Below are 24,328 nucleotides of genomic sequence, written 5' to 3'. Positions count from 1 at the left end.
CGTTTTACCTCAAAGGAGCGCGATATGAAATACGATGTGATTGTCATTGGTGGTGGTCCTTCTGGCTTGATGGCCAGTGCCGCCGCTGGGATGCATGGGGCTAAAGTGCTCCTACTTGATAAAGGAGATCAGCTGGGGCGTAAGCTTGCGATCTCGGGTGGTGGACGTTGTAATGTCACCAATATTAAAGATATAGATGAACTCATCCGGTTTATTCCGGGAAATGGACGATTCCTCTACAGTGTCTTTTCTGTATTTAACAATTGGGATATCGTACACTTCTTTCGTGAGCTGGGCGTTGAGTTAAAAGAAGAAGATAATGGTCGAATGTTTCCCGTTAGCGATAGTGCTAAATCTGTTGTACAAGCATTAATTCGAAAAGTGAAAGAAGGCGGGGCACAGATTCGTGTGAATACTCCAGTCCGGCAAGTCCTCTATCAAGATGGACAAGTAACCGGTGTAGAGAGTATGAGCGGAGAGATTTTTCAGGCGAATCAAGTAATCATAGCGGTCGGTGGTAAATCGGTTCCTCAGACTGGTTCCACAGGCGACGGATATGCTTGGGCGGAAGCTGCAGGGCATACCATTACTGAATTATTCCCGACAGAAGTGCCCCTTACCTCTGAGGAACCTTGGATCCTTGATAAATCGATGCAAGGATTATCATTACGAGATATCACCGTTACCGTTTGGAATGCAAAAGGAAAAAAATTAGTAAGCCATGATGGTGATCTGCTCTTTACCCACTTCGGACTCTCTGGTCCAACTGCTCTTCGTTGTAGCCAATTTGTCATCAAGAATCTCAAAAAATTTAGCGCTCCAACTACCTTGCTTACCATCGATGTAAAACCAGAGGATACGGTTGATGAGATAGAAAAAGAGATTCACAAACGGGTCGACGAAAGCCCAAAACGGGCATTCCGTAATGCATTAAAAGGATATCTCCCCGAAAGAATAATCCCTGTACTATTTCAGATGGTAGACCTTTCGGACACTTTAAGTTGTACACAAACCTCCAAAGAAGTTCAACGGAAAGTAGCTGAATATATTAAAGCTTTCCCTGTTCAAGTCAACGGAACTCTACCACTTGATAAAGCTTTTGTCACGGGGGGTGGAGTCCATATTAAAGAGATCGATCCACGTACGATGCAGTCTAAGATCATGTCTGGTCTCTATTTTTGCGGAGAAATCTTAGATATCCATGGTTACACAGGCGGCTATAACATCACTTCTGCCTTATGTACTGGATACGTAGCAGGAAAAAGTGCCACCGAATAGATTGAAACACTTACATATATAGAAAAGAGGGGAGTCTATATGTCTCCTACTATTCCATCCGTTTTCCTAGAACAGATGAAAGAGCGACTACAAGATGAATATGATGCCTTCCTTGCTAGTTATGAACAAGCACCGGAAAGAAGTTTTCGTGTCAATCGATTACGCACCACACCCGAAGAGCTAGTAGCAAAACTCCCTTTCACCACACTGGAAAACGTACCTTGGTGCCCTGAAGCCTATTACTATCAACACGAGGTAGATCGCCCCGGCAAGCACCCTTTCCATGCGGCAGGCGTGTACTATATCCAAGATGCCAGTGCAATGTCTCCAGCCGAAGCGCTTGAAGCAAAGCCCGGGGAAACGATTTTAGATCTCTGTGCCGCTCCAGGAGGGAAAACGACGCAAATCGCATCCCACATGCAAGGAGAAGGAATCCTAGTTGCGAATGAGATTGACGGCAAACGAATCAAAGTACTTGTCGAAAACCTAGAGCGCTGTGGAGTCTCCAATGCAGTTGTCCTAAATGAAGATCCGAATCATCTTACCGATCGCTTCCCCCAATTTTTTGATCGCATCCTAATTGATGCCCCTTGTTCAGGTGAAGGGATGTTTCGCAAAGATGACGAATCAGGAGAACGTTGGAGCCCCCGCCTAGTTGAAAAGTGTGCCGAGCTACAGATGGAGATTCTACGCGCAACGGCCCCGATGCTAAAGGACGGAGGAAGACTCGTCTACTCCACTTGCACCTTTAACCCGATGGAGAATGAAGAGGTAGTTGCTTCGTTTCTCGCAGAGTTTCCTGAATTTCAGCTCATTCCAGTTCCACAGGCAAAGCATTACCAACCTGGTCGTCCTGATTGGATGGAGAAACCAGATCCGCGATTAGCTCTTGCCGGTCGCCTATGGCCTCATCATCTGCGCGGCGAAGGTCATTTTGTGGCTGTACTTCAAAAAGGAGTCTCAGAAACCTCCCGTAAAACAAAAATAGGAAAAGCCACATCCATCCCAAAAGATCGGAAAAAGCTTTATGATGCATTTGTTCAAGATCATTTACTCGATTCTTCGTGGATGGAGGGGGAGTTTACTCTATATGGAGAGCATCTCTATCGGACACCATCTGGCTTTCCCTCTCTGAAAGGATTAAAGGTAGAACGTCCTGGAATGCATCTAGGCCAGATTAAAAAAAGTCACTTTCAACCCTCCCATGCCTTCGCTCTCGCCTTACAAAGTGACAAGGTAAAGCGTATACGTAATCTCAGTTGGAACGGAAATGATTTACTCCTCTATTTACAAGGCGAAACGCTGCCCGATCAACAAAGCGGTTGGACTCTTGTCACAGTTGACAACTACCCACTCGGATGGGGGAAGGCTTCTGGTGGACTGCTAAAAAATCATTATCCCAAATGGCTACGTTGGGAAAAATATCGCACGATTTAACACAAAAATGACGGTAGACAAAATCCATCTTCGGATAAAGTCTACCGTCATTTTCTTTCAAATAGTAAGCTCATGGAGATGATCCATCTCCTCGTATTAATAGCTATTTCCTTTTCGTAAGGTACTCGTCGTTCCAACAAAGAAATAATAGCAACTTAGTGAACAGATCCCGCATATTGTTGTGATGATTCCTAGTGGCACAACCGTATACTCGCCGGCAATGCCTACAAATGGTGCGACTAGTCCACCTAACGTGAGTGAAATCACGCCTAAGACAGCCGCTGCACTACCTGCTGATTTCCCTTGGTTTTCCATCGCTAGTGAAAAACCTGCTGTCGCAACAACACCTACACTTGATACAATAAAAAATAAAGGAACTAAAATCACATAGAGTGGAGCCTGATTTAAGAAAGCGACTAATAGCACTCCACCGCCTGAAGCAGACATGATAATTCCCGCCTTAAATAAAGACCGCTCCGAAAATCTCCCTGCCAATTTACCCGTTATCTGACTCGCGATCATAATCCCTACACCATTAACCGCAAAAATAATACTAAATGTAGTCGCAGTTCCATGATAGATGTTCTGCACCATAAAGGATGAGCCCGATATATAGGCAAACATCGAAGCAAACACTAACCCCTGACATAGTGCATAGCCCATAAAGGTGCGATCTCGTAAAATTCGAGAATAGCTTAGTAAGGCTGGACGAACTCCGCTTACAGCACGATTTTCCAAAGTAAGTGTATCTGGGAGACCCCAAACGACAATACCAAACATAGCAAGCCCAATGATACTTAGTACTATAAAGACGCCTTGCCATGGGGCAAAGCCCAATAATTGGGCACCCATAATAGGAGCTATAATCGGCGCCAGCCCGTTGATTAGAGAGAGTAAAGAAAAGAACCGCGTTAACTCAGTCCCTACATACAGATCGCGAACTACTGCACGTGAAATCACAAGCCCCGCCGAAGCAGTCAACCCTTGGAAAAATCGCAACAATACAAACATCCCAATCGATGGACTCCATATACATAATAAAGATACGATTCCATATGATAATAGCCCGATTAACAGGGGCTTCCGCCTCCCGATCATATCACTAAGTGGACCCATAAATAATTGTCCCACACACATCCCAATTAAAAAGAGCGTAAGGCTCATTTGAACCAATGATGGACTTGCATGAAATTCATTTGCTATCTCTGGAAATGCTGGTAAATACATATCAATAGATAAGGCTCCAAATGCAGAAAGCCCACCTAAAATAATAGCCATTCTCCAACGTCTGGAAGAAGACTTCTGATTTTGATTATTATTCTCAATGAATGTTTCGATGATAGTCTCCTCCTTATTAGTCACCTATTAAGATTACTACGGAAACCGAAAAACGTAAATGAAAAGTAGACAAAAAGAGACCACTTTTTGTTCGCATTTCTAGGTTTTTCGCATAGAAATATATGGAAATCATTATCTCCTATTGGAAGGTTGACACAAATATGAAACGTAATGTAGTACAGAAAAACGAACTGTATCCACATCTCCAGCTATCTATGGGAATGATCGATCCAGACTATGTACACATTAATCATTTTTTACAGGAAACAGAAGATGAGTTAGATGTTTCACCTATTCAGGAGGTTAAAGAAGAAGAAGCTTCTCCACGTATCCAAGTTCGTTTTCATTCTAGACAAGAGTGAAAAGGGTGGATTCACAGTTATGTGAGCCGCACCCTTTTCAAGTCGTTCATTTACACTTCAATCATTATGTCTATTCTTTCTCGGCTTCTGTTTCTACTTGAGCAACCTGTACGAAATCCGGTTTCGGAGCCGCTAGTCGGAGAAGTGGTAAGAGGAATAATACACCAAGTAACATCAGTATCCCTGAGATCTGATAGATCCATACAAGGGACATACTGTCCTTTAAAAAGCCTGTGATACCCATCATGACGACCGTCGCTCCAATAAAGAGTGGGGTTAGAATACCGTTTACTCGGCCAATAAAATCGGATTTGGTATGTTGCATAATCATCGTATTAATCCCGATCTGAATAACAGGCATACCCATACCTGCAAAAAACTGGGCGATTAGCGTTAACCATAGTACCTCCGATAAACCAGAAAGTGAAATGACGACCGCATTTAACACAAGACCCATCACCAGTAATCGTTGAGGGGATATCTTCTTAGCAGCGAAGATCGCTACAGCCCCACCCACCAACATTCCAATACCATTCACCATAATTAACCATTGGAGATTTTCTTTTGGTAAATGCAATTGTTCGGTCACAAGGAAGATTGCCAGAGGTTGAATCAGCCCTATCGAAGTCCCTGCCATAAAGAACGTTCCACCCAAGGAACTCAAAACCTTGCTGGAGAGAACATATTTAATACCTTCTTTCATCTCTTGAAGAAGAGACGATTGGTTCTCTAATTCCTCTTTTACCTCTGGATCAGCAGGCAGGAAAACAAGTGCCATCGCTGAAAGTAAAAAGGCAATCACTGTAATACTAATCGCTACATTAATCCCAAAATGTTGGAAAACAAGTGTCCCTAAAACTGGACCGAAAATCATAAAAATAGAAAATAGTGATTGATACAGCGACATTCCTGATTGCATATGCTCTGCTGGCACATGAATCTTAAATAGTTTCATTCCTGATGGCTGCGAAAACTGGGAGAGAATCGCTGAAAATAACATGGCAAAAAAGAGGACTTTCCAAGTAAAAAACAAGAGCGCAATTAAGACGAAAAAAATCGAGATGGCGCTTAAAATATCACACCAAATCATCGTCTTCTTCGGTCTCCAACGATCGGCAAATGTCCCCCCAACAAAAGAGAACAGGAAAATCGGAGCAAACTCAGCCACAGAGATCATCGACACTGCCAATGGATCACCGTTGGTCTGATCCACTACATAGAGCAAAATAGAATAATTTCGAATCCATATGCCGATTTGTAAAAACAATCCCGAAACCAGAATCGCTTGGATAAAACGATTTCGGAAGAGGGAGCTCATTTTGGGTGATGAGACGTTTTCTTGGTAGGTATCCATATTCTACGTCCTTTTCTGATAAGATAAATTCCTTCATCAAACAAGTGGTCAGCTTAATAGAGAAAGCAATGATGTTCTATTTTACTATTTCTTACTTTACTATTTTTTCTTAGCAATTCCTTCTAGGAAAAAGGTAACAGCACTTCGGTACAAGTCTTTCATTTCTTCGATACTCATTTCATAAAAAGAGAGCGATAATCCCTCTAATAGAGCACGATAAGTACGAGCTAGTAGGTAAACATCAGCCGATACAAACTCTTCCTGCTGTATCCCTTCTTGAATGATCTGTTTGAAGATTTGAAATGTCCGTTTTTTTATCTCCAGAGCTTCTTCCATTACTTCTTTCTTCCCCCACTCTTTGGCTGAAAATTCCTCAGATGCCTTTAAAAGTGGGTTTCGAAAATCTTCTACATAAAACTCAGTGAAGCCGTACATTTTATCAATCACATTGGTATACTGGTTGCTTTTTTGTTGCCATTTTGAAGTCCATTCTTGTGCATTCTTCTCAACAATATAGAGAAACAACGTTTCTTTACTTTTAAAGTGATAATATAAACTTCCTTTGCTGACACCTGATTCTCGACAGATATCACCAATCGAGGTAGCTATATACCCTTTTTTAATAAACAATTCTCTCGCAATCATGGCAAGCTCTTGCTTTGTTTTCTCAGCATCATACCTGCGGGAAACCATAAATCAAAACCTCCTACAAAAAAACCGACCGTTTGGTTTATTTTAGCTAATTACATCTCTGAAGTCAATAAAAAAAGAAAGATATCCATGCCGTATCGGAATACCTTTCTTATTTCGCACTAAGTAGTTCCTACTGGCTACTTCACAAATTGAGTAACAAAATGAGTTGGATTCAACGTTTCACCAGTAGCATTTTCAATTAGTTTAGACCATCCATGCCGATCACCGGGGAAAAAGACTTCTTGTAAGAACCAGTTACCAACCTCTTTGTTAAAGTAGTCCGAGCTTACATATTGCTTGATATATTGATCAAATTGGGAAGCCGTCAGTTCCCCCAGTAGATAATTTTGATAGTACGCTGGTGCAATCGTAAAGTGAATTTTAGAAGCCCAATGTGGCTCGTCTACACGGTTAGGTGGCTCCACAAATTGAACTTCTTTTACTATTTCCCACCATAATTTGTTCAGATCTTGGTCTGAATCGCGATAAAGCTCGCGTTCAAAACGGACAAAGGTAATAACCCAGCGAGCCGTAATCAACATCTGACGTTGCTGCATCTTCGCTAAGCCAGGTAGAATTTTCTCTAATACATCACCGTCTACATGGGCAATCACCGACAACCATTCACGATTCTTCACAAGGCGGCCGAAGAACATCGCCACAGCTTCCGTCGTGAAGATGTGGGCGTGTGTGCGTAAAAGAAACGGAATTTTCCGATCGATATATTTGTCATATACCGCATGGCCATATTCATGGAGCATCGTTTCCATCCAATACTGGTTATCATGAATATTGCATAATACCCGTACGTCCCCTTCTCGATCCATATCGAGACAGAACGCATGCTGATTTTTCCCTTCACGTTCATAGAGATCGCTTTTAGCCAGCATATCGCGAATCTCCATCCCCATCGATGTAAATGTATCAGCAGTCCATTTCTCGATATTTCTTCCTTTTAAAAAAGGGCTTACATCCGCTCCCGGTACAACAGGTGCATCTTGGAAAAAGGGATCTTTATAATGCCAAGGTTGCAAATGTGCATCAGCAGATAATCCATATTGGCTACGCAACTCGTCATCGATTTCATCTTTCATTGCTTGGAAAGGACCATCTGTTAGCTTCTTTAGATCATCAAAAATCGTGAAAACCTCATCACGATCTAATTCTTGCAATTCAAATGACATTTGATGAAAATCTTCAAACCCTAAACTTTGTGCTGCTTGATTACGTACACGAACTAACTCTAACAATCCAGAGGCTACCTCTTGCCCGATCGCCTTGCTAGCCTGCCATACCTTCTCACGCAAAGCTACATCTGTACTAGTGAGAAGAACTTGACGTACTTGGTTCTCCGTCCACTTCTCTCCGTCCACCGTAGCACGAAACGTATTAAAAATATTGCTTAACTTAGAGGATAATGTAACCATCTCTTCTAAAGTCTCAGCAGGGAGCTGATTTTCGAGTGCCGATTGATATAGACGTTCGTATTGACGTCGCTCGATCGAACCCTCTGGAGCTAGCTCCATCTTTTCTTTCAGTACAGCAAATCGTTTGGGATCCGAACAATATAAACGATACTGTGATTCAGCTTGCACCTCTTTATCCTGCCAATCTTGTGAACCCGTTGTATTTACCATCCAGACAGCTTCTGTCATCGCAGCGGATAGTTTTTGTAAATGGTTATTTTCTTCCTGTAAAAAACGATCCGTCATTCTTCTATCCCCTATTCTCTCTCGCTTTAGTTAGGCGATGGGTCCATCTTCTTAGTTGTTGATTTGTCAGATGAATCGGGAGTTGCTTTCTTTTTGGACAATGCTTTTTTGATAATGAGATAACGTTTCATTTCCCCAACAAAGAAGTACAAACAAGCCCTCGTTTCGAATTCGATACGATCTACTGGGAGAGGTTGCTCGCGAAACTCTCGCTTCATCTGCTCCAGTCGCTCTAGATAGATGTCCGCTGTATTGCCAGGGTGTATCGCATCTGCTAACTCTTCCAAAAAGCCAGCAATCTGTTGGCTTTGGTCGCATGTATGATTCAACATGGATACGGTTGGCATAATCCGTTCCATGATCTCGAATTGCTTCTCCCTCATTTGGAAGTATCGGTACATGGCTTTTTCTTCTTCTGCACTATGATTCTCGATATTATGTAGTGCCACTTCTTTCGCTTCTTTGATCCATTCTGCCGTTTCCATCAATTCTTTTCCATCCCAATTGCTTTCACCATAACGTAGATAAATCGCCATCTCCCGAAAGATCCGCTTAAAATTTTGTTCAATCTTACGTTGATACTCAAGCAGTTTCTTTTCCGAGCTAGGCATATAGCTATTCGCTATAAATGCCACTAAAATCCCGATTACGATAATCCCTAATTCATTTACAATGACATGCCAATCGATATGTTGCAAAGTGTATAAATGAGAAATGATGACTGAGGCAGCAGGAATCCCTTCTTTTGCCTTGAGCCCTACCATAACTGGAAATGTGATCAATAATAAAAGCGTAATCGTCCATGGGTGATATCCGAAATTTTCAAAAATCAACCAACTAATGATTAAGCCAATTACACTGGTCAAAAAACGCTCCCATGCTGTTTCATACGAACTCTTCCGAGTTTGTTTGATACAGAGGATCGTAATAATTCCAGCACCAGCGTAGAAGTCAAGATGTAAAGATTGTGCAATCGCAATCGCAACACCTGCACCAACCGCACTTTTAATCGTACGGTAGCCAATTTTAAACACTTTTTTCACCTCAATCGTAATAATACGAATGTACCCTATTTACCTACAATACACAATCACATTGTGACGAAAGCATGAATTGCTCCTAACCCAATTGAAAAATGACTTGAGTATCAGCTGAATACTCAAGTCATCTCTATAAAATGCATCAAACCATCTATTTATTGATTCTCACAGCAGTTCCTGTGGCGATACACATCAACATACCACCAATGGTTTCAAAATCCAAGTCCACACCAATAACAGCATCTGCTCCCTTACGACGCGCTTGCTCTTGCATCTCTTGTAAAGCGATTTCTCTTGCTTCCGCTAGCTTTCCTTCATAGGAACCGCTTCGTCCGCCAAAAAAATCCGTAAGCGAAGCCATAAAGTCACGAACCACGTTTGCACCTAAGATGGTTTCACCACTTACAACACCCATATACTCTGTCACTTGATATCCTTCTAGCGTGTTTGTTGTCGTTACTAACATGGGAAAGCCTCCTGTAGTTAAAATGAACTATCTTATTCATTCCCATTTGTTCATCTTTCAAACTGCCATTACTTTTTCAACTGATACGGCACAATTGTGATATGCACGTTTTTCACTTTGAGCAAGTACGCAATGATGAGCAAACCAGATTGGTTATGAAGCAATCGATGCCACCATTTCTTCGTTACAAACTGTGGCATAATAACGGTCATAGAAGAGCTACTTTGGTCCGCTTTCTCCCTCATCGCCTCTAGGAAATCACCTAGCGGTTTGATAACGCCACGATAAGGAGAATACACCGTAATAAGCTGGACCCCTGTTTCCCATTCTTCCCAATCCTTCTTCATTTTTTCGATGCTTTCATGGCTATAACCGATATAAACCGCTACTGCATCTTCCGATATAGACTTCGCATAAAGTAATGATTTTTCCACTACAGTAGTGATCCCAGATACAGGGATGATCACCAAATTACCTTTTTTGGCTATGCTCATTACTTTCACGGAATCATCAATCCGTAATTGCTCCGCTACAGCTACATAATGTCGATGGATCTGATGGAAAATCAATACCACAACTGGAACAAAGATTAAGGAAAGCCATACTTGACCAAACTTCGTAACGAAGAAAATGGCTAAGATGAGATAACAAATCAGCGCTCCTAATAGATTGACTAAGAATCTCCAGCCCCAACCTTTTGGCTTCGTTCGAATCCATTTGAAAATCATCCCTGTTTGGGATAAGGCAAAGGGGATAAATACACCCACTGCATAAAGTGGAATTAAGCTCTCTGTTTTCCCCTTAAATATGATAATCAAGAAAATCGAAGCCATTCCTAAGGTAATAATCCCGTTGGAATATCCCAAGCGATCTCCTCTAGCGGTAAATGCTCTAGGCATATACTTGTCTTTTGCCAAGTTATAAGCAAGGAGTGGGAACGCTGAGAATCCTGTGTTTGCCGCTAATACTAAGATTAATGCGGTTGTAGCTTGGACGAAATAATACATGAATTCTCTTCCAAAGATGGACTCGCTTAACTGCGACATAACGGTTTCTTTTCCAGAAGGAGCAATTCCATACCAATATGCTAAAAAGACAATTCCAGAGAAAAGTACCGCTAAAATAATCCCCATACATGTTAAAGTGAAGGCTGCATTTTTAGGGGCAGGTTCTTTAAAGTTTGGAATTGCATTGGAGATCGCCTCTACTCCTGTTAAGGCCGAACATCCAGAGGAGAATGCCTTTAGTAGTAAAAAGAAACTAATTCCCATTACAGGTGTCCCAATCGAGGTGTGTGCAGTGGTGGGTGCATGTCCGGTCAGAATCTGATAGATTCCTACAATGATTACAACCACAAGGGCTAGGACAAATAAATACACAGGATACGCCAAGATGGAAGCTGATTCAGTGAGTCCTCGTAAATTTAATAAGGTAATGAGTGCAACTAACAAAATAGCGATGTGCACCGTATACGGATGAAGCACAGGGAATGCAGAAGTAATGGCATCTGTCCCTGCTGAGACACTAACCGCAACGGTTAAAATATAGTCAACAAGCAAAGAACCTCCAGCTATCAAACCATAATTGGTCCCGAGGTTTTCTTTTGCCACCATGTAAGCTCCGCCGCCACTTGGGTATGCATAGATAATCTGTCTGTACGACAGAATCAGTACCGCAAGTAAGACTAACACTCCAATTGCAATCGGAATCGAATACCAGAAAGCAAGTACGCTGATCGTGGCAAGGACAAGCAAGATTTGCTCAGGACCATACGCAACAGAGGAAAGTGCATCCGAAGAAAGGATCGCTAATGCTTTTAAATTATTAAGCTTTTGATCGTGTAATTCATTTGACTGCAAAGGCTTTCCGATTAAAAATCGTTTCAACTTATAAAACATGTTTTTCCTATTCCTCCCATTAGCACTTACGAGGTTAGCTGACGGATTCGGGTTATGAGAGTAACCCTACCTTAGATACTCCTAAGGATTCACCCCAAGATTGGTTCCCCCGCTCCTTTTAAAAGACGGATTAAGTGACTAATTCCTTTTATTTAAGTTGTAATTCGCTTATCATACTCCGAGCAATTTGAGTTGTAAAGAGTAATGTTTTTGTTTTTATTTAGGTATACTTATATTTTTTAATGAATCATAATTAGCTTATCCCAATAGGGATTTATTTATAAAAAGAGGTGGACAGAATGAACATACAACTTGATGGAAACACAGTCTCCCTACAACCGATGAAAGAACAACACTCGAACGACTTGTATCAAATCGTAAAATCAAACCCAGCTATCTGGACTCATATGACCAGCACGATGGAATCGGAAGAAGACATGCTTAAGCAGGTTACACATGCCCTTAATGCCCAGCAGTGTGGACAAGAGATCCCATTTGTGGTTTGGCATAAGGAATTAAATCGAATCGTAGGAAGTACACGCTTGTATAACATCAAAGCAGAAGCCCGAACGTGCGAATTAGGATTCACCTACTATGCCACTGAAGTACAACGGACCGCTGTGAATACCGAATGTAAATTGTTACTACTCCAGTATGTATTTGAAACGCTAAACATGATTCGTGTGCAGATTACAACCGATCTACTTAACGTAAAATCCCAGAAAGCAATTGAACGGATTGGCGGAACGAGAGAAGGCGTTCTCCGAAATGACCGACAGTTGCCAAATGGGCGAATCCGAGATGCTGCCATATACAGCATTTTGGATCGTGAATGGGATACCGTAAAAGAGAAACTGCATACGATGTTGCGTGCCTATTAGAATGACCCTCGCATCAAACAAGACACCCTCTTTAAAGAAGGTGTCTTGTTTGATTAAGCATATTTGATAAACCAATAAATCCCTACCGCCAGAAAGGCTAGCGCAATGGGAATCAAGATCTTGGGAAGATGTTCCATCGGGTTCGTTCGCTCCTTTACTGAATCTCGACAACGGTTACACCTGAGCCGCCTTCACCCATACTCCCGAGTCGAAACGATTTCACGTTACGGTGGGAACGGAGGAATTGTTGAACACCTGTGCGGAGAGCTCCAGTTCCTTTTCCGTGAATGAGATGAACCTGTTTATAGCCTGCTAAGACCGCATGATCGAGATAACGATCAATCTCCATAATAGCTTCCTCTACGAGATGCCCTCGCAAATCAAGCTCCGGGCGGACATCTGCTTTACGGCTGATGGAAGAAGTGGATTTGGGTGGTTGATGCTGCGGTTTACTTTCCCGCTTCTCTAGTTGATCCCGTTTTAGCTTCATTTTCAAAGCACCAATTTGCACTTGAAATTCCTTGTCGCTTAGTACTTCTACAATCGTGCCTTTTTGACTCAAACTAGCAACAAATACTTCATCCCCTACTGCTAACTTTTCATTAGACTTCTTCGCTGAAGCTCTGCGGTGTAACTCCAGATCCGGTACAGCAGTGCCTAATCGTTTGCGTGTTTCAATCAGTTCATGCTCTTTCAATTCCTGTGGACGAGCCTTTGCCCATTCACGAAGTTGCTTTAATACCTCATCTGCTTCACGTTCGGCATGACTGATGATTTGTCGTGCCTCAAGTCGAGCCTTTTCACGAATCTGCGCTTTTTCCTCTTCCCAAGCCTGCAACTTTGTCTCAAGGCCTTGATAAATTTCTTCTGCCTCGGCTCGTAATCGGTCTGCATCTAGTCTCGCGTCTTCTGTGGCTTTTCGCTCTGAAGTAAGAGTGGTAATCATCTCCTCTAAGCGATTGTCATCACTGGAGATATGCGATTTAGCATCTTCAATTAAGTAGGTTGGAAGCCCTAAACGCTTGGAGATCGCAAAAGCATTACTTTTCCCCGGAACTCCTATTAGCAGGCGGTAGGTCGGCCGAAGCGTCTCCACATCAAACTCTACACTTGCATTTACCGTACGTGGGTGTGTATGAGCAAATAATTTTAACTCACTATAATGTGTAGTAGCCACTACTGCTGAACCCACTTTAATACAGTGCTCTAAGATCGAGATGGCAAGCGCAGCTCCTTCTGTCGGGTCTGTGCCTGCACCCAGCTCATCAAATAAGACCAAGCTCTCATGATCGATCTTCCCTAAGATCCGGATGATATTCGTCATGTGAGAGGAAAAGGTACTTAAACTCTGTTCAATGCTTTGTTCATCCCCAATATCAGCAAATACTCCACTATAAATGGGCATCTGGCTCTCTTCTTCTGCTAAGATGGGAAATCCAGACTGCGTCATCAAGGCAAAGAGTCCGATGGTCTTTAAGCTAACGGTTTTCCCACCTGTATTAGGTCCCGTAATGATAATTGCTTGATGAGCTTGTCCCATCTCCACATTAATCGGCACCACGGTATCCTTCGCAATAAGCGGATGCCGTGCTTTTTTCAAGACAAGCGCTCGATCTTGAGATAACTTCGGTACAACTGCTTTCACTGCACGAGCAAACTGTGCTTTTGCTACTGTAAAGTCCAATTGGGCTAAAATATCTAAGTTTAAGCGTAGTGGTTCAACCAATTCTGCAATCATCTGCGTGAGTTGATACAAAATCTTTTCTACTTCCCGTTCCTCTGCTAACTCTTGTTCTCGTAACTGGTTATTCAGCTGAACAACTGCTTCTGGTTCAATAAACAGAGTCGCTCCAGACGAAGATTGATCATGTACAATCCCATGAAAAGATCCGCGATACTCTGCTTTTACTGGGATCACATATCGGTCATAACGCTGCGTAATAATGGATTCCTGTAGCATTTTCTGGGTATTGGAATTCCGAAGTAGATTTTGTAACGTCGACTGAATGCGAGAACGAATTGTTCCGATCGCTTGACGAACACGTCGCAACTCACTACTGGCGGAGTCCCGCACAAAACCTTGCTCATCGATACTATTGGCAATCTCCGTATCAATCTGTTCCAAGCTTTCAATCTGCTCCGTTAACCCACGCAAACGAATAAGTGGTGCTATTTCTTCATCCAACTGTCGGAGCATCGCCTTGATCTTACGTCCAGCATGAATCGTACTTCCAATATCCAGTAATTCGGCTTCGTTTAATAATCCACCAATCTCTGCTCGGCGAACAAACGAACGAATATCACGAATTCCACCAAGTGTGATATCTCCCTTCAGACGAAGAAGTTCGATTCCCTCGGAGGTTATATGTAGACGCTCTGATACCTCTTGCCAGTCATCAGAAGGCTCTGTTTCATCAATAAGAGACTTCCCCAAATTAGAGGAAGCGTAATATTTTATCATTTCTTTTACTTCCATAAACTCTAATGTCTTCTGTGTCCAATCTGACAAAACCGTGCACTCCCTTCAAGCAAACAACTTTAGTATATCATTTTTCCGTTCATTTTCATGACAGCTTAACATAATTCCTTACCCATAATCGAATGAGATCAAACTCATGTTCATCTCCTATTTTCTTATGTTTGAAAAAGCATTATCTGTGCATACTAAAGGCAATCATGTATTAGGAGGATGGGATCATGATTCGTCATATCGTTCGTTTTATCGTATCAGTCATCGTTTTAATGATTGTTGCCGCTTTGGTTCCAGGTTTCAGAATTTCTGGCTTCGGTACCGCTATTATCGCTGCCCTATTTATCGCTCTTCTCGGTTGGTTAATGGAAATGCTGTTTGGAGAGCGCATTTCACCGTATGGCAGAGGAATCGTTGGGTTTATTAGTACGGTAGTCGTACTATATATTACATCCATGATCGTAAACGGCTTTGAAATTGGTATCTTTAGTGCAATTGTGGCGGCACTTATCATCGGGATTGTCGATCTTTTTTCGCCCACCATCAAAGATCGTGTAGATTCATAAGATACCTAGGTATAAACAAGGCTTGGTCCACGGACTAAGTCTTGTTTTATGATGCACTCTGTCTGTATCATGAAAATGATCGAAAAAGGGGTGTAGCGGGTGATTTTGATTAGTGCTTGCTTAGCGGGAGTTCCTTGCCGATATGATGGCAAAGCAAGTTTAGCTGACATCGCACAAAAATTAGTAACCGAAAAAAAAGCAATCTATGTATGTCCAGAAGTCTCTGGAGGACTCTCTACACCTAGGGATCCAGCAGAAATTGTAGGAGGATCTGGTGAAGATGTCTTGGACGGAAAAGCAAAAGTTATCACAAAATCAGGTGAGGATGTCACAGAACAATTTATCGCCGGAGCAAATCACACTCTAGAGCTAGCTAAAAAAGTTGGTGCCACGATGGTTATTTTAAAAGAAAATAGCCCCTCCTGTGGAAGTTCATTTATCTACGACGGAAATTTTCAAGGAAAGAAGGTATCTGGGGACGGTGTGACCAGTGCATTGCTAAAAAGGCATGGTTTTCAAGTTGGATCGGAATACGATCTCTATGAGTAAAATAGCCATTTGATTGTTAACCCAATGAGCAGTAGCCAATACAAATCCAACAATCGATAAATCCATAAACGGTCCAAATACCTGGTCACCAGTACCATCGCTAGGGTTGCAAACGTAAAAAACCAACCATAGTTATCATGATCCAACGCCCATATCGCTCCAAAACAAGTCGCCAAGATGGCAAGTAGCATCTGCCAATGAAGAGAGATTCCCACCATTTGAAGTGCAAATAATTTTGAAAGATCTGGTTCCGTCATACGTAACACTTGGTAGTCGTACTTCTTTTGTACTTGCATCGCATTGACTGCGTATTCTTCCATTTGAAGCGCCATTCGCTCTAAATAACTCCTCATTTGATGGCTTAACCAAAAGCTGCCTATCACCCACCCTAATTGCGAAAACCAGGATTCTTTTTTCCAGACCAGAGTCGCTTGGATCTGGACTTGATCTCCTTTTTGTTCTAATTGAAAATTCTCTTCATAATAACTAGCTCCCTGTTTTCGGTAAAGAACAAAATGATCCGGCTCATTTCTCATGATTTGTGTATAGGCACGCTCCCGAAAAAAGGATTCGTGATTTAGAAACAAACCTCGACCACCCGCTTTTTGATGATCATAAAAAAACAGTGTATACAACTGCGTAGTAGGGCGAAATGGATTCGTCAAATACTCCCTTATCTTTTCAAGTGGGGCCGTCACAAGTAACTCCATCTGATATCGAAATTGCAAGATAATCTCATCCTTTTATTATTTTTCTTTCAATTAATAAGATTAAGAGTACACGGCATCGCTCTATTATAGTCAAAATCAACCCATTTCGGCTACCCCGTAAACACAGAATGGCTCACTTCCATGACACGATCATAGAAGTAAGCCATTTTGTTCAACGTTTCTCTCTCATGTAAATCTATTATCTCAATTGTAGAGCGAAGACATATAGATTACAATTTTTTACTCTATCGCTACTATCGTTATCGCCTTCTTTAACTTATACTGTATATTATGTAATCAATTCTTATGGCATTTATCATACTTTTTCTTTGAGGTGAATTTGATGCAAAAACTCAAAGTGCTAGATTTATTTGCTGGCGCTGGAGGTCTTAGTCTTGGATTTAAACAAACAAATGCCTTTGAAATTATCATGGCGATCGAGAAGGATAAACATGCGGCTTCCACTTATAGAAGAAATAACAATATACAAGTGGTAGAGGAAGATATTCGCAATTTGAACTATGTCAATATAGACCCCTCACAATCAATTGATGTTATTATTGGCGGACCACCTTGCCAAGGATTCTCAAATGCTAACCGCCAAAGAAATGAACTGATATCGGGAAATAATCAGTTGGTAAAAGAATATGTTCGGGCTATAAAAGAGATTTCTCCTAAAGCATTTATCATGGAAAATGTACACTCCATGGCATCCAAAAAACAAAAATTTTTCTTGGTAAATGATAAATATAACGACATATCCACACTGGGTATCGAAATATATAATGAAGACATATTGATAGGACACGCTGGAGAGTATGCGGAAAAGGTTTATGAGTTATTGATAGATTCTATATGTAAGAACAAGCAAATATATCCTTTTATATTATCACCTGATTTAACTGCCAAGTTAAATTCTCTAGTACGGCATTATAGGAAAAAGAATGAATGCGCGAGATTCTTTAATCATCAAAAAAATCGAACTTTTATCGAAAAGCAAATTCGATCTTGGGAGAGTTTATTTTATACATACAAACCCTTACAATCATTAGTCACTGATTCTAAATCACTTTTAATTAATTGTCTAAACAGTAATGGCGATGATCAAAAATTAATAGCAAATATTGTATCTCTCTTAGAGATAAACCAGATTTTTAGTAGAGGAAAAGAAGCTCAAGAGGAGAATATCGCAGTTAATGACTACAAGATTTATAGAAAGAAAATCTATATCTCTGTACAAACTTACACTGTCTTTGAATATCTCAAAGCAACTTTTTCAAAGTTAGGATATGAAATACATTATGGCACTCTCAATGCTGCACAGTTTGGTGTCCCTCAAATCCGACATAGATTTATCGTCATTGGTGTGAAAAAACAATTTGCTCAACTTCCTGTCGTACTCCCGGAGCCTATTTTACAAAATCCAAAAGACTTCTTTACAATCGAGCATGCAATAAAAGATTTAGAAATTCTCACACCTACCCAAGATATAACATCAGAACCTATCTTAAAATCGTTATCACAAACACCAAACATTCTAAAAAAATACCTAAATAGCAATACTACCATGTTATGTAATCACATATATACCAAAAGTAGAGACATTACCCAACAAAGATTTTCTCAACTTAAACCTGGTCAAAATTTTCACGACTTAGATGAGGAGCTAAAATCTACCTACTCTGATACATCAAGAACTCAAAACACTATTTACAGACGTTTAGACTACAATGAGCCTTCTCCTACTGTAGTAAATGTACGTAAATCTATGTGGATTCATCCTTCACAAGATCGAGCCATAAGTATACGAGAAGCAGCTCGACTCCAGTCCTTTCCCGACTATTACATCTTTGAAGGCCCAAAAGACTCTCAATATCAACAAGTAGGAAATGCTGTTCCACCATTACTAGGACGTGCTGTAGCTGAGAAAACTCTTAATTTGTTAGGCTATAAAGTAAAGGAAAGTTTATCTGACCTAATAACTATGAAAAACAAAGAAAACCAGGTCCATCGTACTTAATGGATTGGTTTTCTTTGTTGAATGATCTTTTTTAACTCTTCACTGTAATTATCTTTATAAGAGTCCCAGCACTCCTTTCTTTTACACCATTGTGTAATATTAGTTCCTTTAATAGGCGGATTGGTAATATGCCTCCATGTGAAATCTGCAATGATTTTCATCTTCCTTTTTTTTTCACTATCTATTTCCTGTAATGCCCAAATACTAAGGAAATCCATCTCTCTATCGACTAAGTGCGATAGCATTGAAATACTATAGGTTACAACATTTGCTTTGTAGCCACCAAAATTACGATTCTTTACTATATCATCGCAAGAATTGAAAAGGATCGACTTCGCAACTAACATTTTATAATAATTAGCGTCAATAGATATTGACTCTTTGGTAGATAAATCCATATATTCTTTAAAAGTGGCTTCTCCTCCTTTACTTACAGTATATGGCTTTTGTTCCCAGGACATGATATATTTAGCCAACTGTGTTTTTGTAATAACTTGTGACTTAGGATTTTGTTCTTTGAATGCCTTTTTTCGGCTAACTGTAGATTGACGGTTTAGTTCTACTAAATACTGACCCTTGGCACGCTCATAAAACCATTTCGTTTGAGATTTTCTGCCCTGAGGATCGGGTACCCAAATAGTTCGAGACAAGTTTTCAAGATCAATATGAATTGGATGATTTGCTTGCAAATCTGACAAAGATATTCGATTTTGTGTATTTGCACACTGCGAGATTGCAGAAATCATCTCGTCAAATTTCTCCTCTTGCTTGATTACGGACATCTTTATTTGCACACTAACATCATCTAGCTTATTTCTATCTTTCCATGCTTGGTAAAGAGAAGCTGTAGTTTGCCCTCCATTCACTATTTGCCAGCCCTTTACTGTAACCACCTTATACAGGTTTAATCCCTCTTTCACAGGGACAAGACTAACCTCTTCAGCTACTGTAGAAATACCATTATTATAAGCCATAAACATATAGCTCTCATTTTGGAGTGTTTTCTTTATCCCTTTATTCACGCCACCTCTTGCCTGTAGAAATGAACGCACATTACGCTCAACTAACCTTTGCCCCCATACTTCATATGCCCGAGCCAGTATCTCTCCAGAAATATATCCAACATAGCAGTCATACACATTACTACTAGATTGATCTGGAACCATCATTAACTGAAAGGTTTCACCTAGATCTTGTTCAAAATTAATTTCTATTTTTTTCATTCCCTGACTTTCATCAACAAGTTGATATAACCTCTCGATATCCCAAACATATACTCTTACATCAGGGAATTGTGTGGATATTGTAATTAAATCATTACTCTTATAGTTAAGATTGGTCAAAAGATAGATATCTAATTGACTAACCTCTGTATAGATGTTCTCTATTAGATCGGCTAGTGCGTATGCTTTTTCAAATTCATTTATCTCCTTCTTCAGTCCAATTGAAGATTCTTCAAAAAATTTTAAAGCTCTTCTAGCTAGACGCTCGGCATTACTTTGACTAATTGTACCCCTCGCTTTTTCCATATCAAAGCTGGCAACACACAAGGAAAGCCGCTTACTTTCTTCATGATAACAGTAACCATTTACTTTTATTCCCTTTGCTTGCTTCTGATAAAAACTAGATTCTATTTCTGGCAAAACACCATTATCCGACAAATAAGAACACATTTTTTCCACAAATGCCATTTCAGTTGGCTCACTTCTCCTTATACTTTCCTCTACTACTTCCTGAATAAATCCAATAGAAAATTCTTCTAAATTCATAATATTTTCTCCTGTAATTGTCGAATTAGAGTTTCTTGGCTTGTTTCAAAAGGCATACAGCTATCTAATAAAATAGTATACTTTACATGGTGAACACCATGAGGAACTTCGGAGCAAGTAATTCTGGGGAAATCATCGCCTACATGAAATAAATGCTCTCTCACAATGATATATCCAATTTGCTCATACTTTTCAAAATGAATATCAAGAAAACCAGCTTGCACCAACCTGGTATCAAGAAGATCCAGCATGATTGGCCAATCCGTTAAGCTATTTCGTATCTTTGCAACCAACTGATTCAAAGTAGACCCAGATGCATTATCCTTTAACACCCTTAGCATCACAACACTTAAATATAAATTTTCTTGATTATCAGCAGATAACTGTCTTTCATTTGAAATATGTATATAACTCCCTTTATTTGTGTGATCTACTTTAGATGTCTTAACCTCTATGCAAAGATCGTTCACCATAATATCTTTATCTTCCTTATATGGTCCCCTCCAAAATCTAATAATGGAAGGAGAAACTCCCTTCTGTATCAAGTCCTGAAGTACATATAATTCACCAAATAGACCTTGTTGAGCTTCGATTGATAATCCTTTAGCTTCTTGATTACTAAAAAAATAATGCCATTGTTCCAAAGTCTGTTGAAGTGATTGTAACATATTATTCTTATTTTTAGCTTTAACTATGCGAGTATAAATATTTGCAATTAAAGACTCATATATTTCATGATCACTTTTTGTCTCTTGTTCAACAATAACAAACCATTGCCCTTTAAGATGCAGAACTTGTCCTAACTGCTTTTGATAAATCTTTACACCATTCCAGCATGGTAGGCTTTCCATTCTGTCTTTTGTAAGCGGAAAAAGGACACTAACCAGTAGCATCCTTCTTTTTTCATAAGGAGAAACTCCAATAAAAATAGAGAAATCCCCTTTATCTTTAAGTAGACGGACTACTATTTCATCTGGAAAAAATTTTTTATGTGGACTACTTATCTCTGTATCAATCCCATCTAAAATCTTTCTAATGTCTATCAAATCATCACATCCTGTTCTATTGACCTATTGATAACATAGCCATGTTCATCAACAGCATCTGGGGACTCACTTTCTGGAAAAGAAATTGCAATAGCAATAGGAGTTTGCTTTTTATCCAGATTCATCCCCTCAAACCTTTTTTTGTTTCTATGAATAGGATATATCAACAATATTCCTTCTTTCGGATCACGTAACTTTCTACACTGTTTTGAAGATGCAACTGGGCTCTGTTGCTTATTCTGTTCAATTTCCTCTACTCTCATATACTGTTCTTCTGTAAAATCAAAATACTCATGCCCCTTAGAAGTTAGCGTCTTGATGGATAAGAAACCTTCTTTTCCATATTCATTTTTAGGAATACCTATTCTTTCAACACCGCAACCAACTTTCACTTGGTTATCAAACTCAAGCTCCTCCTCGTCATTTGAGTTGATCAATACCACGGTCCAGCTCGTCAATTCATTCTCTACAATTCGTTTGGAAATATACTCCTTTAACATTTCACTATTAACCCTTGAAACAGAAGACGCTGTCTGATATTCATTTAAAAAGTCAATTAACAAATATCCATCTACCTTCTCCCAAAAATAATGCTTTGTCTTACCTACCCGCCTATTTGTATCAGGGTTCGTTTCGTATCTTGTTGTTAAACGGTGGATAAATTGACTAGTAGCATTAAAGTTTTTTTCAAAGAAACTTGAATGCTCTTCGAATACCGTTGTCTGAACTAATTCTCCACTATACGATGTCTTATACTTCTCAGCAGTTCTCATCTTCATCTCATTAGTGATGAGCATATCCGGATGAGTATTAATTTTTAATGCATATTGTTTTGGCGTTGCACCGATAGAAGCCATATATTCTAATTGCCCGCGCAACTCCTCAGTCGCATAGGCAATATGACTAAACCAAGTAGCTAATTCATATGTGGTATAAATACGACATAAATCGAAATATCCATCTCTATAACCAAACCATCTTCCCATTTGCATAAGAGTATCATACATTTTACTTGTCCTTAGATAATAGCTTACTGTCAGTCCCTCTAGAGTTAATCCTCTTGACAACTTATCTCCACCAATTGCTATTACTACTAAACCTCTATCCATATGCTTCCGGTAGTCAAGCACATCCTGGCTTCCTCCATTAATTTCTTTCAATTCTATATCATCTAATACCAATAATATTTCACTGCTTACACATTCCCAATTAAAAGTGTTACCACCGTGTTTGTGATATCGAGATGTAGATATGTAATCTTCTTCATAAAGAAGATTAATTTCTTCCAAATACTTACTAGATCGGCCCATATATTTGATCTCAAGTTGTATTACTTGTAAGTAATCTCCAACTAGATTGTAAATGTACTTTTGAACATTTGGGTATCTAGTTACATGTATTAGCATAGAATTATGCTTCTTTTCTTGACCACGCAACCTTCTTATAGCTGTAGAAAGAATGAAAGCATGTATACTTTGTTTCAAAGAAGATGGGAGATGTGAAGGGATATGATCTTTTTTATGTTTACTAGGTAGAAAGTCATCATCCTGTTCAATTGTCCGGACCAAACTAGGTTCTTCCTCTCCTTCTTCCTCTGCATAAAGATTGAAGTAGTCGTATGAACCAATATAGTTTGATGGCTTAGGCAGACTTATAATGAAATCTCTAGGAAACAGATCCTGTCCATGTTCTTCCGTGCTAACAGATTGGTCAATAAAGATGTTAGCAAAGGGGGTTGCTGTATAGGCTACATAAGCCCTTTGTTCAAAAGTATTATATATCTGACGAATCAAACCATTTATTGTAGACGGGTCACAATCTTCAATCACTTTATCATTTTCGTCATAAATTGCCGCAGTATTTACAGATGCCTGATCTGCTTCATCATCAATAATCAAAAGAGGAAGACTTGGAACAGTTTTATAAGAAGCCTCGGCACTCGCAAATCTGGCAAGTGAATTTTTATGTCTCAAATAAGAAAGCAAATTTCTTAATACAGATACATTCTTTTTCACCACCAGCAAAAGTGGCTGTTGACTATGATCTAGAGTAATACCTACATTTTTAGAATTAAAATCTCCATTGTTGAGACGTGTAGTTAAAGAAGCAATTCTTTTTTCATTTGGTTTAAATTGCTTACCAACACCAATAAATTCGTTCTGTTCTGTATCCCAACCTAAAACTTCTTCCTCTAATCTAGCCTGTGTCTGACTTCGTAAATTATTATGTAGTCCTGCCAATACAACTATAATCTTGTAACCCGCATCGAAAGCCTTATTAATCAAGGCTGTATAATTAGCTGTTTTTCCAGATTGAACATAACCAACTACTAGCCCCCGACGATCAAAGCTATTCTCTGTTTCAATAGGGTCCTCTAATAATCCCAGTATGGTATCAGTAGTTTTATCAATTGATTGCACAACTTGAGCTGGCCATTCTTTTTCCATTTCCAAATAGGATCGAAATCCTGACCAATACTTCCAAACAATGCCATCCTTTTTCTCTTCTAACCATTGTTTATGATCAATATCATTCTTGTTTCTCAATACACCACTCATACTAACTGTTACATTAAAGCACATTCTTATATCTTGTAGTAACTGTTCTTTCTGCTCTACATTAAGAGGAAATACACCTGTCGCTGTTTCTATCGCCACTTTAATACAGTTATCTAAGTCAGATAGATCTGTTTGGTTTTTTAATATCATCAATACTAACTGTCTTGCATCTGTAAACATG

The 24,328-nt window shown here is 39.8% G+C and carries 19 protein-coding genes and 1 riboswitch; of the genes, 7 read left to right on the top strand and 12 right to left on the bottom strand.

Annotation, left to right across the window (positions count from 1 at the left end; all coding sequences use genetic code 11):
• The first annotated feature begins 24 nt into the window (after window positions 1-24).
• Both J2Z48_RS06285 and J2Z48_RS06280 read left to right on the top strand, forming a co-directional pair.
• Entirely contained in the window at window positions 25-1,278 is a 1,254-nt protein-coding gene (locus tag J2Z48_RS06285; protein WP_307251875.1) for a BaiN/RdsA family NAD(P)/FAD-dependent oxidoreductase, read from the top strand.
• Window positions 1,279-1,317: 39 nt separating this feature from the next.
• Window positions 1,318-2,715 (top strand): RsmB/NOP family class I SAM-dependent RNA methyltransferase, encoded by a 1,398-nt coding sequence (locus J2Z48_RS06280; RefSeq protein ID WP_307251874.1) that lies wholly within the window; start codon window positions 1,318-1,320, stop codon window positions 2,713-2,715.
• Window positions 2,716-2,811: 96 nt separating this feature from the next.
• On the opposite strand, the gene J2Z48_RS06275 is transcribed toward J2Z48_RS06280, so the two are convergent.
• Complete coding sequence (locus tag J2Z48_RS06275; RefSeq protein ID WP_307251872.1) at window positions 2,812-3,993, bottom strand: multidrug effflux MFS transporter; 1,182 nt, start codon at window positions 3,991-3,993, stop codon at window positions 2,812-2,814.
• A gap of 221 nt (window positions 3,994-4,214) precedes the next feature.
• On the opposite strand from J2Z48_RS06275, the gene J2Z48_RS06270 reads away from it, so the two are divergent.
• Window positions 4,215-4,415 (top strand): hypothetical protein, encoded by a 201-nt coding sequence (locus J2Z48_RS06270; RefSeq protein ID WP_307251870.1) that lies wholly within the window; start codon window positions 4,215-4,217, stop codon window positions 4,413-4,415.
• Window positions 4,416-4,485: 70 nt separating this feature from the next.
• Here the strand turns inward: J2Z48_RS06270 and J2Z48_RS06265 are convergent, their stop codons facing one another.
• From J2Z48_RS06265 to kimA, 6 genes are all read right to left on the bottom strand, one after another.
• The gene (locus J2Z48_RS06265) at window positions 4,486-5,769 is read right to left on the bottom strand and encodes an MFS transporter (RefSeq protein ID WP_307251869.1); all 1,284 of its coding nucleotides are present in this window, start codon (window positions 5,767-5,769) and stop codon (window positions 4,486-4,488) included.
• A 99-nt stretch (window positions 5,770-5,868) separates the two neighbouring features.
• Window positions 5,869-6,462 (bottom strand): TetR/AcrR family transcriptional regulator, encoded by a 594-nt coding sequence (locus tag J2Z48_RS06260; RefSeq protein WP_307251867.1) that lies wholly within the window; start codon window positions 6,460-6,462, stop codon window positions 5,869-5,871.
• Between the two features lie 137 nt (window positions 6,463-6,599).
• On the bottom strand, window positions 6,600-8,174 hold the full coding sequence (locus tag J2Z48_RS06255) for a M2 family metallopeptidase (RefSeq protein WP_307251865.1): 1,575 nt from the start codon (window positions 8,172-8,174) through the stop codon (window positions 6,600-6,602).
• 26 nt (window positions 8,175-8,200) lie between these two features.
• Window positions 8,201-9,208: an aromatic acid exporter family protein gene (locus tag J2Z48_RS06250; protein WP_307251862.1), complete on the bottom strand. Its 1,008-nt coding sequence runs from the start codon at window positions 9,206-9,208 to the stop codon at window positions 8,201-8,203.
• A 157-nt stretch (window positions 9,209-9,365) separates the two neighbouring features.
• Window positions 9,366-9,680 carry a YbjQ family protein gene (locus J2Z48_RS06245; protein ID WP_307251860.1) on the bottom strand — a complete coding sequence of 105 codons (315 nt, stop codon included), beginning with the start codon at window positions 9,678-9,680 and terminating at the stop codon, window positions 9,366-9,368.
• Between the two features lie 68 nt (window positions 9,681-9,748).
• Window positions 9,749-11,578 (bottom strand): potassium transporter KimA, encoded by a 1,830-nt coding sequence (kimA, locus tag J2Z48_RS06240; protein ID WP_307251857.1) that lies wholly within the window; start codon window positions 11,576-11,578, stop codon window positions 9,749-9,751.
• A gap of 8 nt (window positions 11,579-11,586) precedes the next feature.
• Window positions 11,587-11,725, bottom strand: a riboswitch (cyclic di-AMP (ydaO/yuaA leader).
• Between the two features lie 152 nt (window positions 11,726-11,877).
• On the opposite strand from kimA, the gene J2Z48_RS06235 reads away from it, so the two are divergent.
• Entirely contained in the window at window positions 11,878-12,459 is a 582-nt protein-coding gene (locus J2Z48_RS06235) for a GNAT family N-acetyltransferase (protein WP_370872890.1), read from the top strand.
• Window positions 12,460-12,613: 154 nt separating this feature from the next.
• Here J2Z48_RS06235 and J2Z48_RS06230 read toward each other — a convergent pair whose 3' ends face one another.
• Window positions 12,614-14,968, bottom strand: coding sequence for an endonuclease MutS2 (locus J2Z48_RS06230; RefSeq protein ID WP_307251855.1), 2,355 nt, complete (start codon window positions 14,966-14,968; stop codon window positions 12,614-12,616).
• 188 nt (window positions 14,969-15,156) lie between these two features.
• Between J2Z48_RS06230 and J2Z48_RS06225 the strand changes: the two genes are divergently transcribed.
• Both J2Z48_RS06225 and J2Z48_RS06220 read left to right on the top strand, forming a co-directional pair.
• Window positions 15,157-15,495, top strand: a complete 339-nt coding sequence (locus tag J2Z48_RS06225) for a phage holin family protein (RefSeq protein ID WP_307251852.1) — start codon at window positions 15,157-15,159, stop codon at window positions 15,493-15,495.
• Between the two features lie 99 nt (window positions 15,496-15,594).
• On the top strand, window positions 15,595-16,044 hold the full coding sequence (locus J2Z48_RS06220) for a 2-thiouracil desulfurase family protein (RefSeq protein ID WP_307251851.1): 450 nt from the start codon (window positions 15,595-15,597) through the stop codon (window positions 16,042-16,044).
• On the opposite strand, the gene J2Z48_RS06215 is transcribed toward J2Z48_RS06220, so the two are convergent.
• Window positions 16,035-16,772 carry a hypothetical protein gene (locus J2Z48_RS06215; RefSeq protein WP_307251849.1) on the bottom strand — a complete coding sequence of 246 codons (738 nt, stop codon included), beginning with the start codon at window positions 16,770-16,772 and terminating at the stop codon, window positions 16,035-16,037. The genes J2Z48_RS06220 and J2Z48_RS06215 overlap by 10 nt on opposite strands.
• 325 nt (window positions 16,773-17,097) lie before the next feature.
• Here J2Z48_RS06215 and J2Z48_RS06210 point away from each other — a divergent pair, with 325 nt between their 5' ends.
• Window positions 17,098-18,774, top strand: coding sequence for a DNA cytosine methyltransferase (locus J2Z48_RS06210; protein WP_307251848.1), 1,677 nt, complete (start codon window positions 17,098-17,100; stop codon window positions 18,772-18,774).
• Here J2Z48_RS06210 and J2Z48_RS06205 read toward each other — a convergent pair.
• The 3 genes from J2Z48_RS06205 to J2Z48_RS06195 are packed head-to-tail and all read right to left on the bottom strand — an operon-like array spanning window position 18,771 to window position 24,327.
• Window positions 18,771-20,543 (bottom strand): AIPR family protein, encoded by a 1,773-nt coding sequence (locus J2Z48_RS06205; RefSeq protein ID WP_307251847.1) that lies wholly within the window; start codon window positions 20,541-20,543, stop codon window positions 18,771-18,773. The genes J2Z48_RS06210 and J2Z48_RS06205 overlap by 4 nt on opposite strands.
• Window positions 20,540-21,589, bottom strand: a complete 1,050-nt coding sequence (locus tag J2Z48_RS06200) for a PD-(D/E)XK motif protein (RefSeq protein ID WP_307251846.1) — start codon at window positions 21,587-21,589, stop codon at window positions 20,540-20,542. The genes J2Z48_RS06205 and J2Z48_RS06200 overlap by 4 nt, the downstream gene beginning before the upstream one ends.
• The gene (locus tag J2Z48_RS06195; RefSeq protein ID WP_307251844.1) at window positions 21,586-24,327 is read right to left on the bottom strand and encodes a Z1 domain-containing protein; all 2,742 of its coding nucleotides are present in this window, start codon (window positions 24,325-24,327) and stop codon (window positions 21,586-21,588) included. Before J2Z48_RS06195 ends, J2Z48_RS06200 begins: the two co-directional genes overlap by 4 nt.
• Between the last annotated feature and the right edge of the window lies 1 nt (window position 24,328).

The organism is Croceifilum oryzae (assembly GCF_030814315.1).
GTDB lineage: Bacteria > Bacillota > Bacilli > Thermoactinomycetales > Thermoactinomycetaceae > Baia > Baia oryzae.
Note: the sequence above shows the minus strand (reverse complement) of the source record. Positions and strands in the feature narration are given on the sequence as shown.

What these genes read in the sequence shown, in the direction of transcription:
- J2Z48_RS06285 (WP_307251875.1), top strand. Translation starts at nt 25, where the DNA reads ATGAAATACGATGTGATTGTCATTGGTGGTGGTCCTTCTGGCTTGATG.
- J2Z48_RS06280 (WP_307251874.1), top strand. Translation starts at nt 1,318, where the DNA reads ATGTCTCCTACTATTCCATCCGTTTTCCTAGAACAGATGAAAGAGCGA.
- J2Z48_RS06275 (WP_307251872.1), bottom strand. Translation starts at nt 3,993, where the DNA reads ATGGCTATTATTTTAGGTGGGCTTTCTGCATTTGGAGCCTTATCTATT.
- J2Z48_RS06270 (WP_307251870.1), top strand. Translation starts at nt 4,215, where the DNA reads ATGAAACGTAATGTAGTACAGAAAAACGAACTGTATCCACATCTCCAG.
- J2Z48_RS06265 (WP_307251869.1), bottom strand. Translation starts at nt 5,769, where the DNA reads ATGGATACCTACCAAGAAAACGTCTCATCACCCAAAATGAGCTCCCTC.
- J2Z48_RS06260 (WP_307251867.1), bottom strand. Translation starts at nt 6,462, where the DNA reads ATGGTTTCCCGCAGGTATGATGCTGAGAAAACAAAGCAAGAGCTTGCC.
- J2Z48_RS06255 (WP_307251865.1), bottom strand. Translation starts at nt 8,174, where the DNA reads ATGACGGATCGTTTTTTACAGGAAGAAAATAACCATTTACAAAAACTA.
- J2Z48_RS06245 (WP_307251860.1), bottom strand. Translation starts at nt 9,680, where the DNA reads ATGTTAGTAACGACAACAAACACGCTAGAAGGATATCAAGTGACAGAG.
- kimA (WP_307251857.1), bottom strand. Translation starts at nt 11,578, where the DNA reads ATGTTTTATAAGTTGAAACGATTTTTAATCGGAAAGCCTTTGCAGTCA.
- J2Z48_RS06235 (WP_370872890.1), top strand. Translation starts at nt 11,878, where the DNA reads ATGAACATACAACTTGATGGAAACACAGTCTCCCTACAACCGATGAAA.
- J2Z48_RS06225 (WP_307251852.1), top strand. Translation starts at nt 15,157, where the DNA reads ATGATTCGTCATATCGTTCGTTTTATCGTATCAGTCATCGTTTTAATG.
- J2Z48_RS06210 (WP_307251848.1), top strand. Translation starts at nt 17,098, where the DNA reads ATGCAAAAACTCAAAGTGCTAGATTTATTTGCTGGCGCTGGAGGTCTT.
- J2Z48_RS06205 (WP_307251847.1), bottom strand. Translation starts at nt 20,543, where the DNA reads ATGAATTTAGAAGAATTTTCTATTGGATTTATTCAGGAAGTAGTAGAG.
- J2Z48_RS06195 (WP_307251844.1), bottom strand. Translation starts at nt 24,327, where the DNA reads ATGTTTACAGATGCAAGACAGTTAGTATTGATGATATTAAAAAACCAA.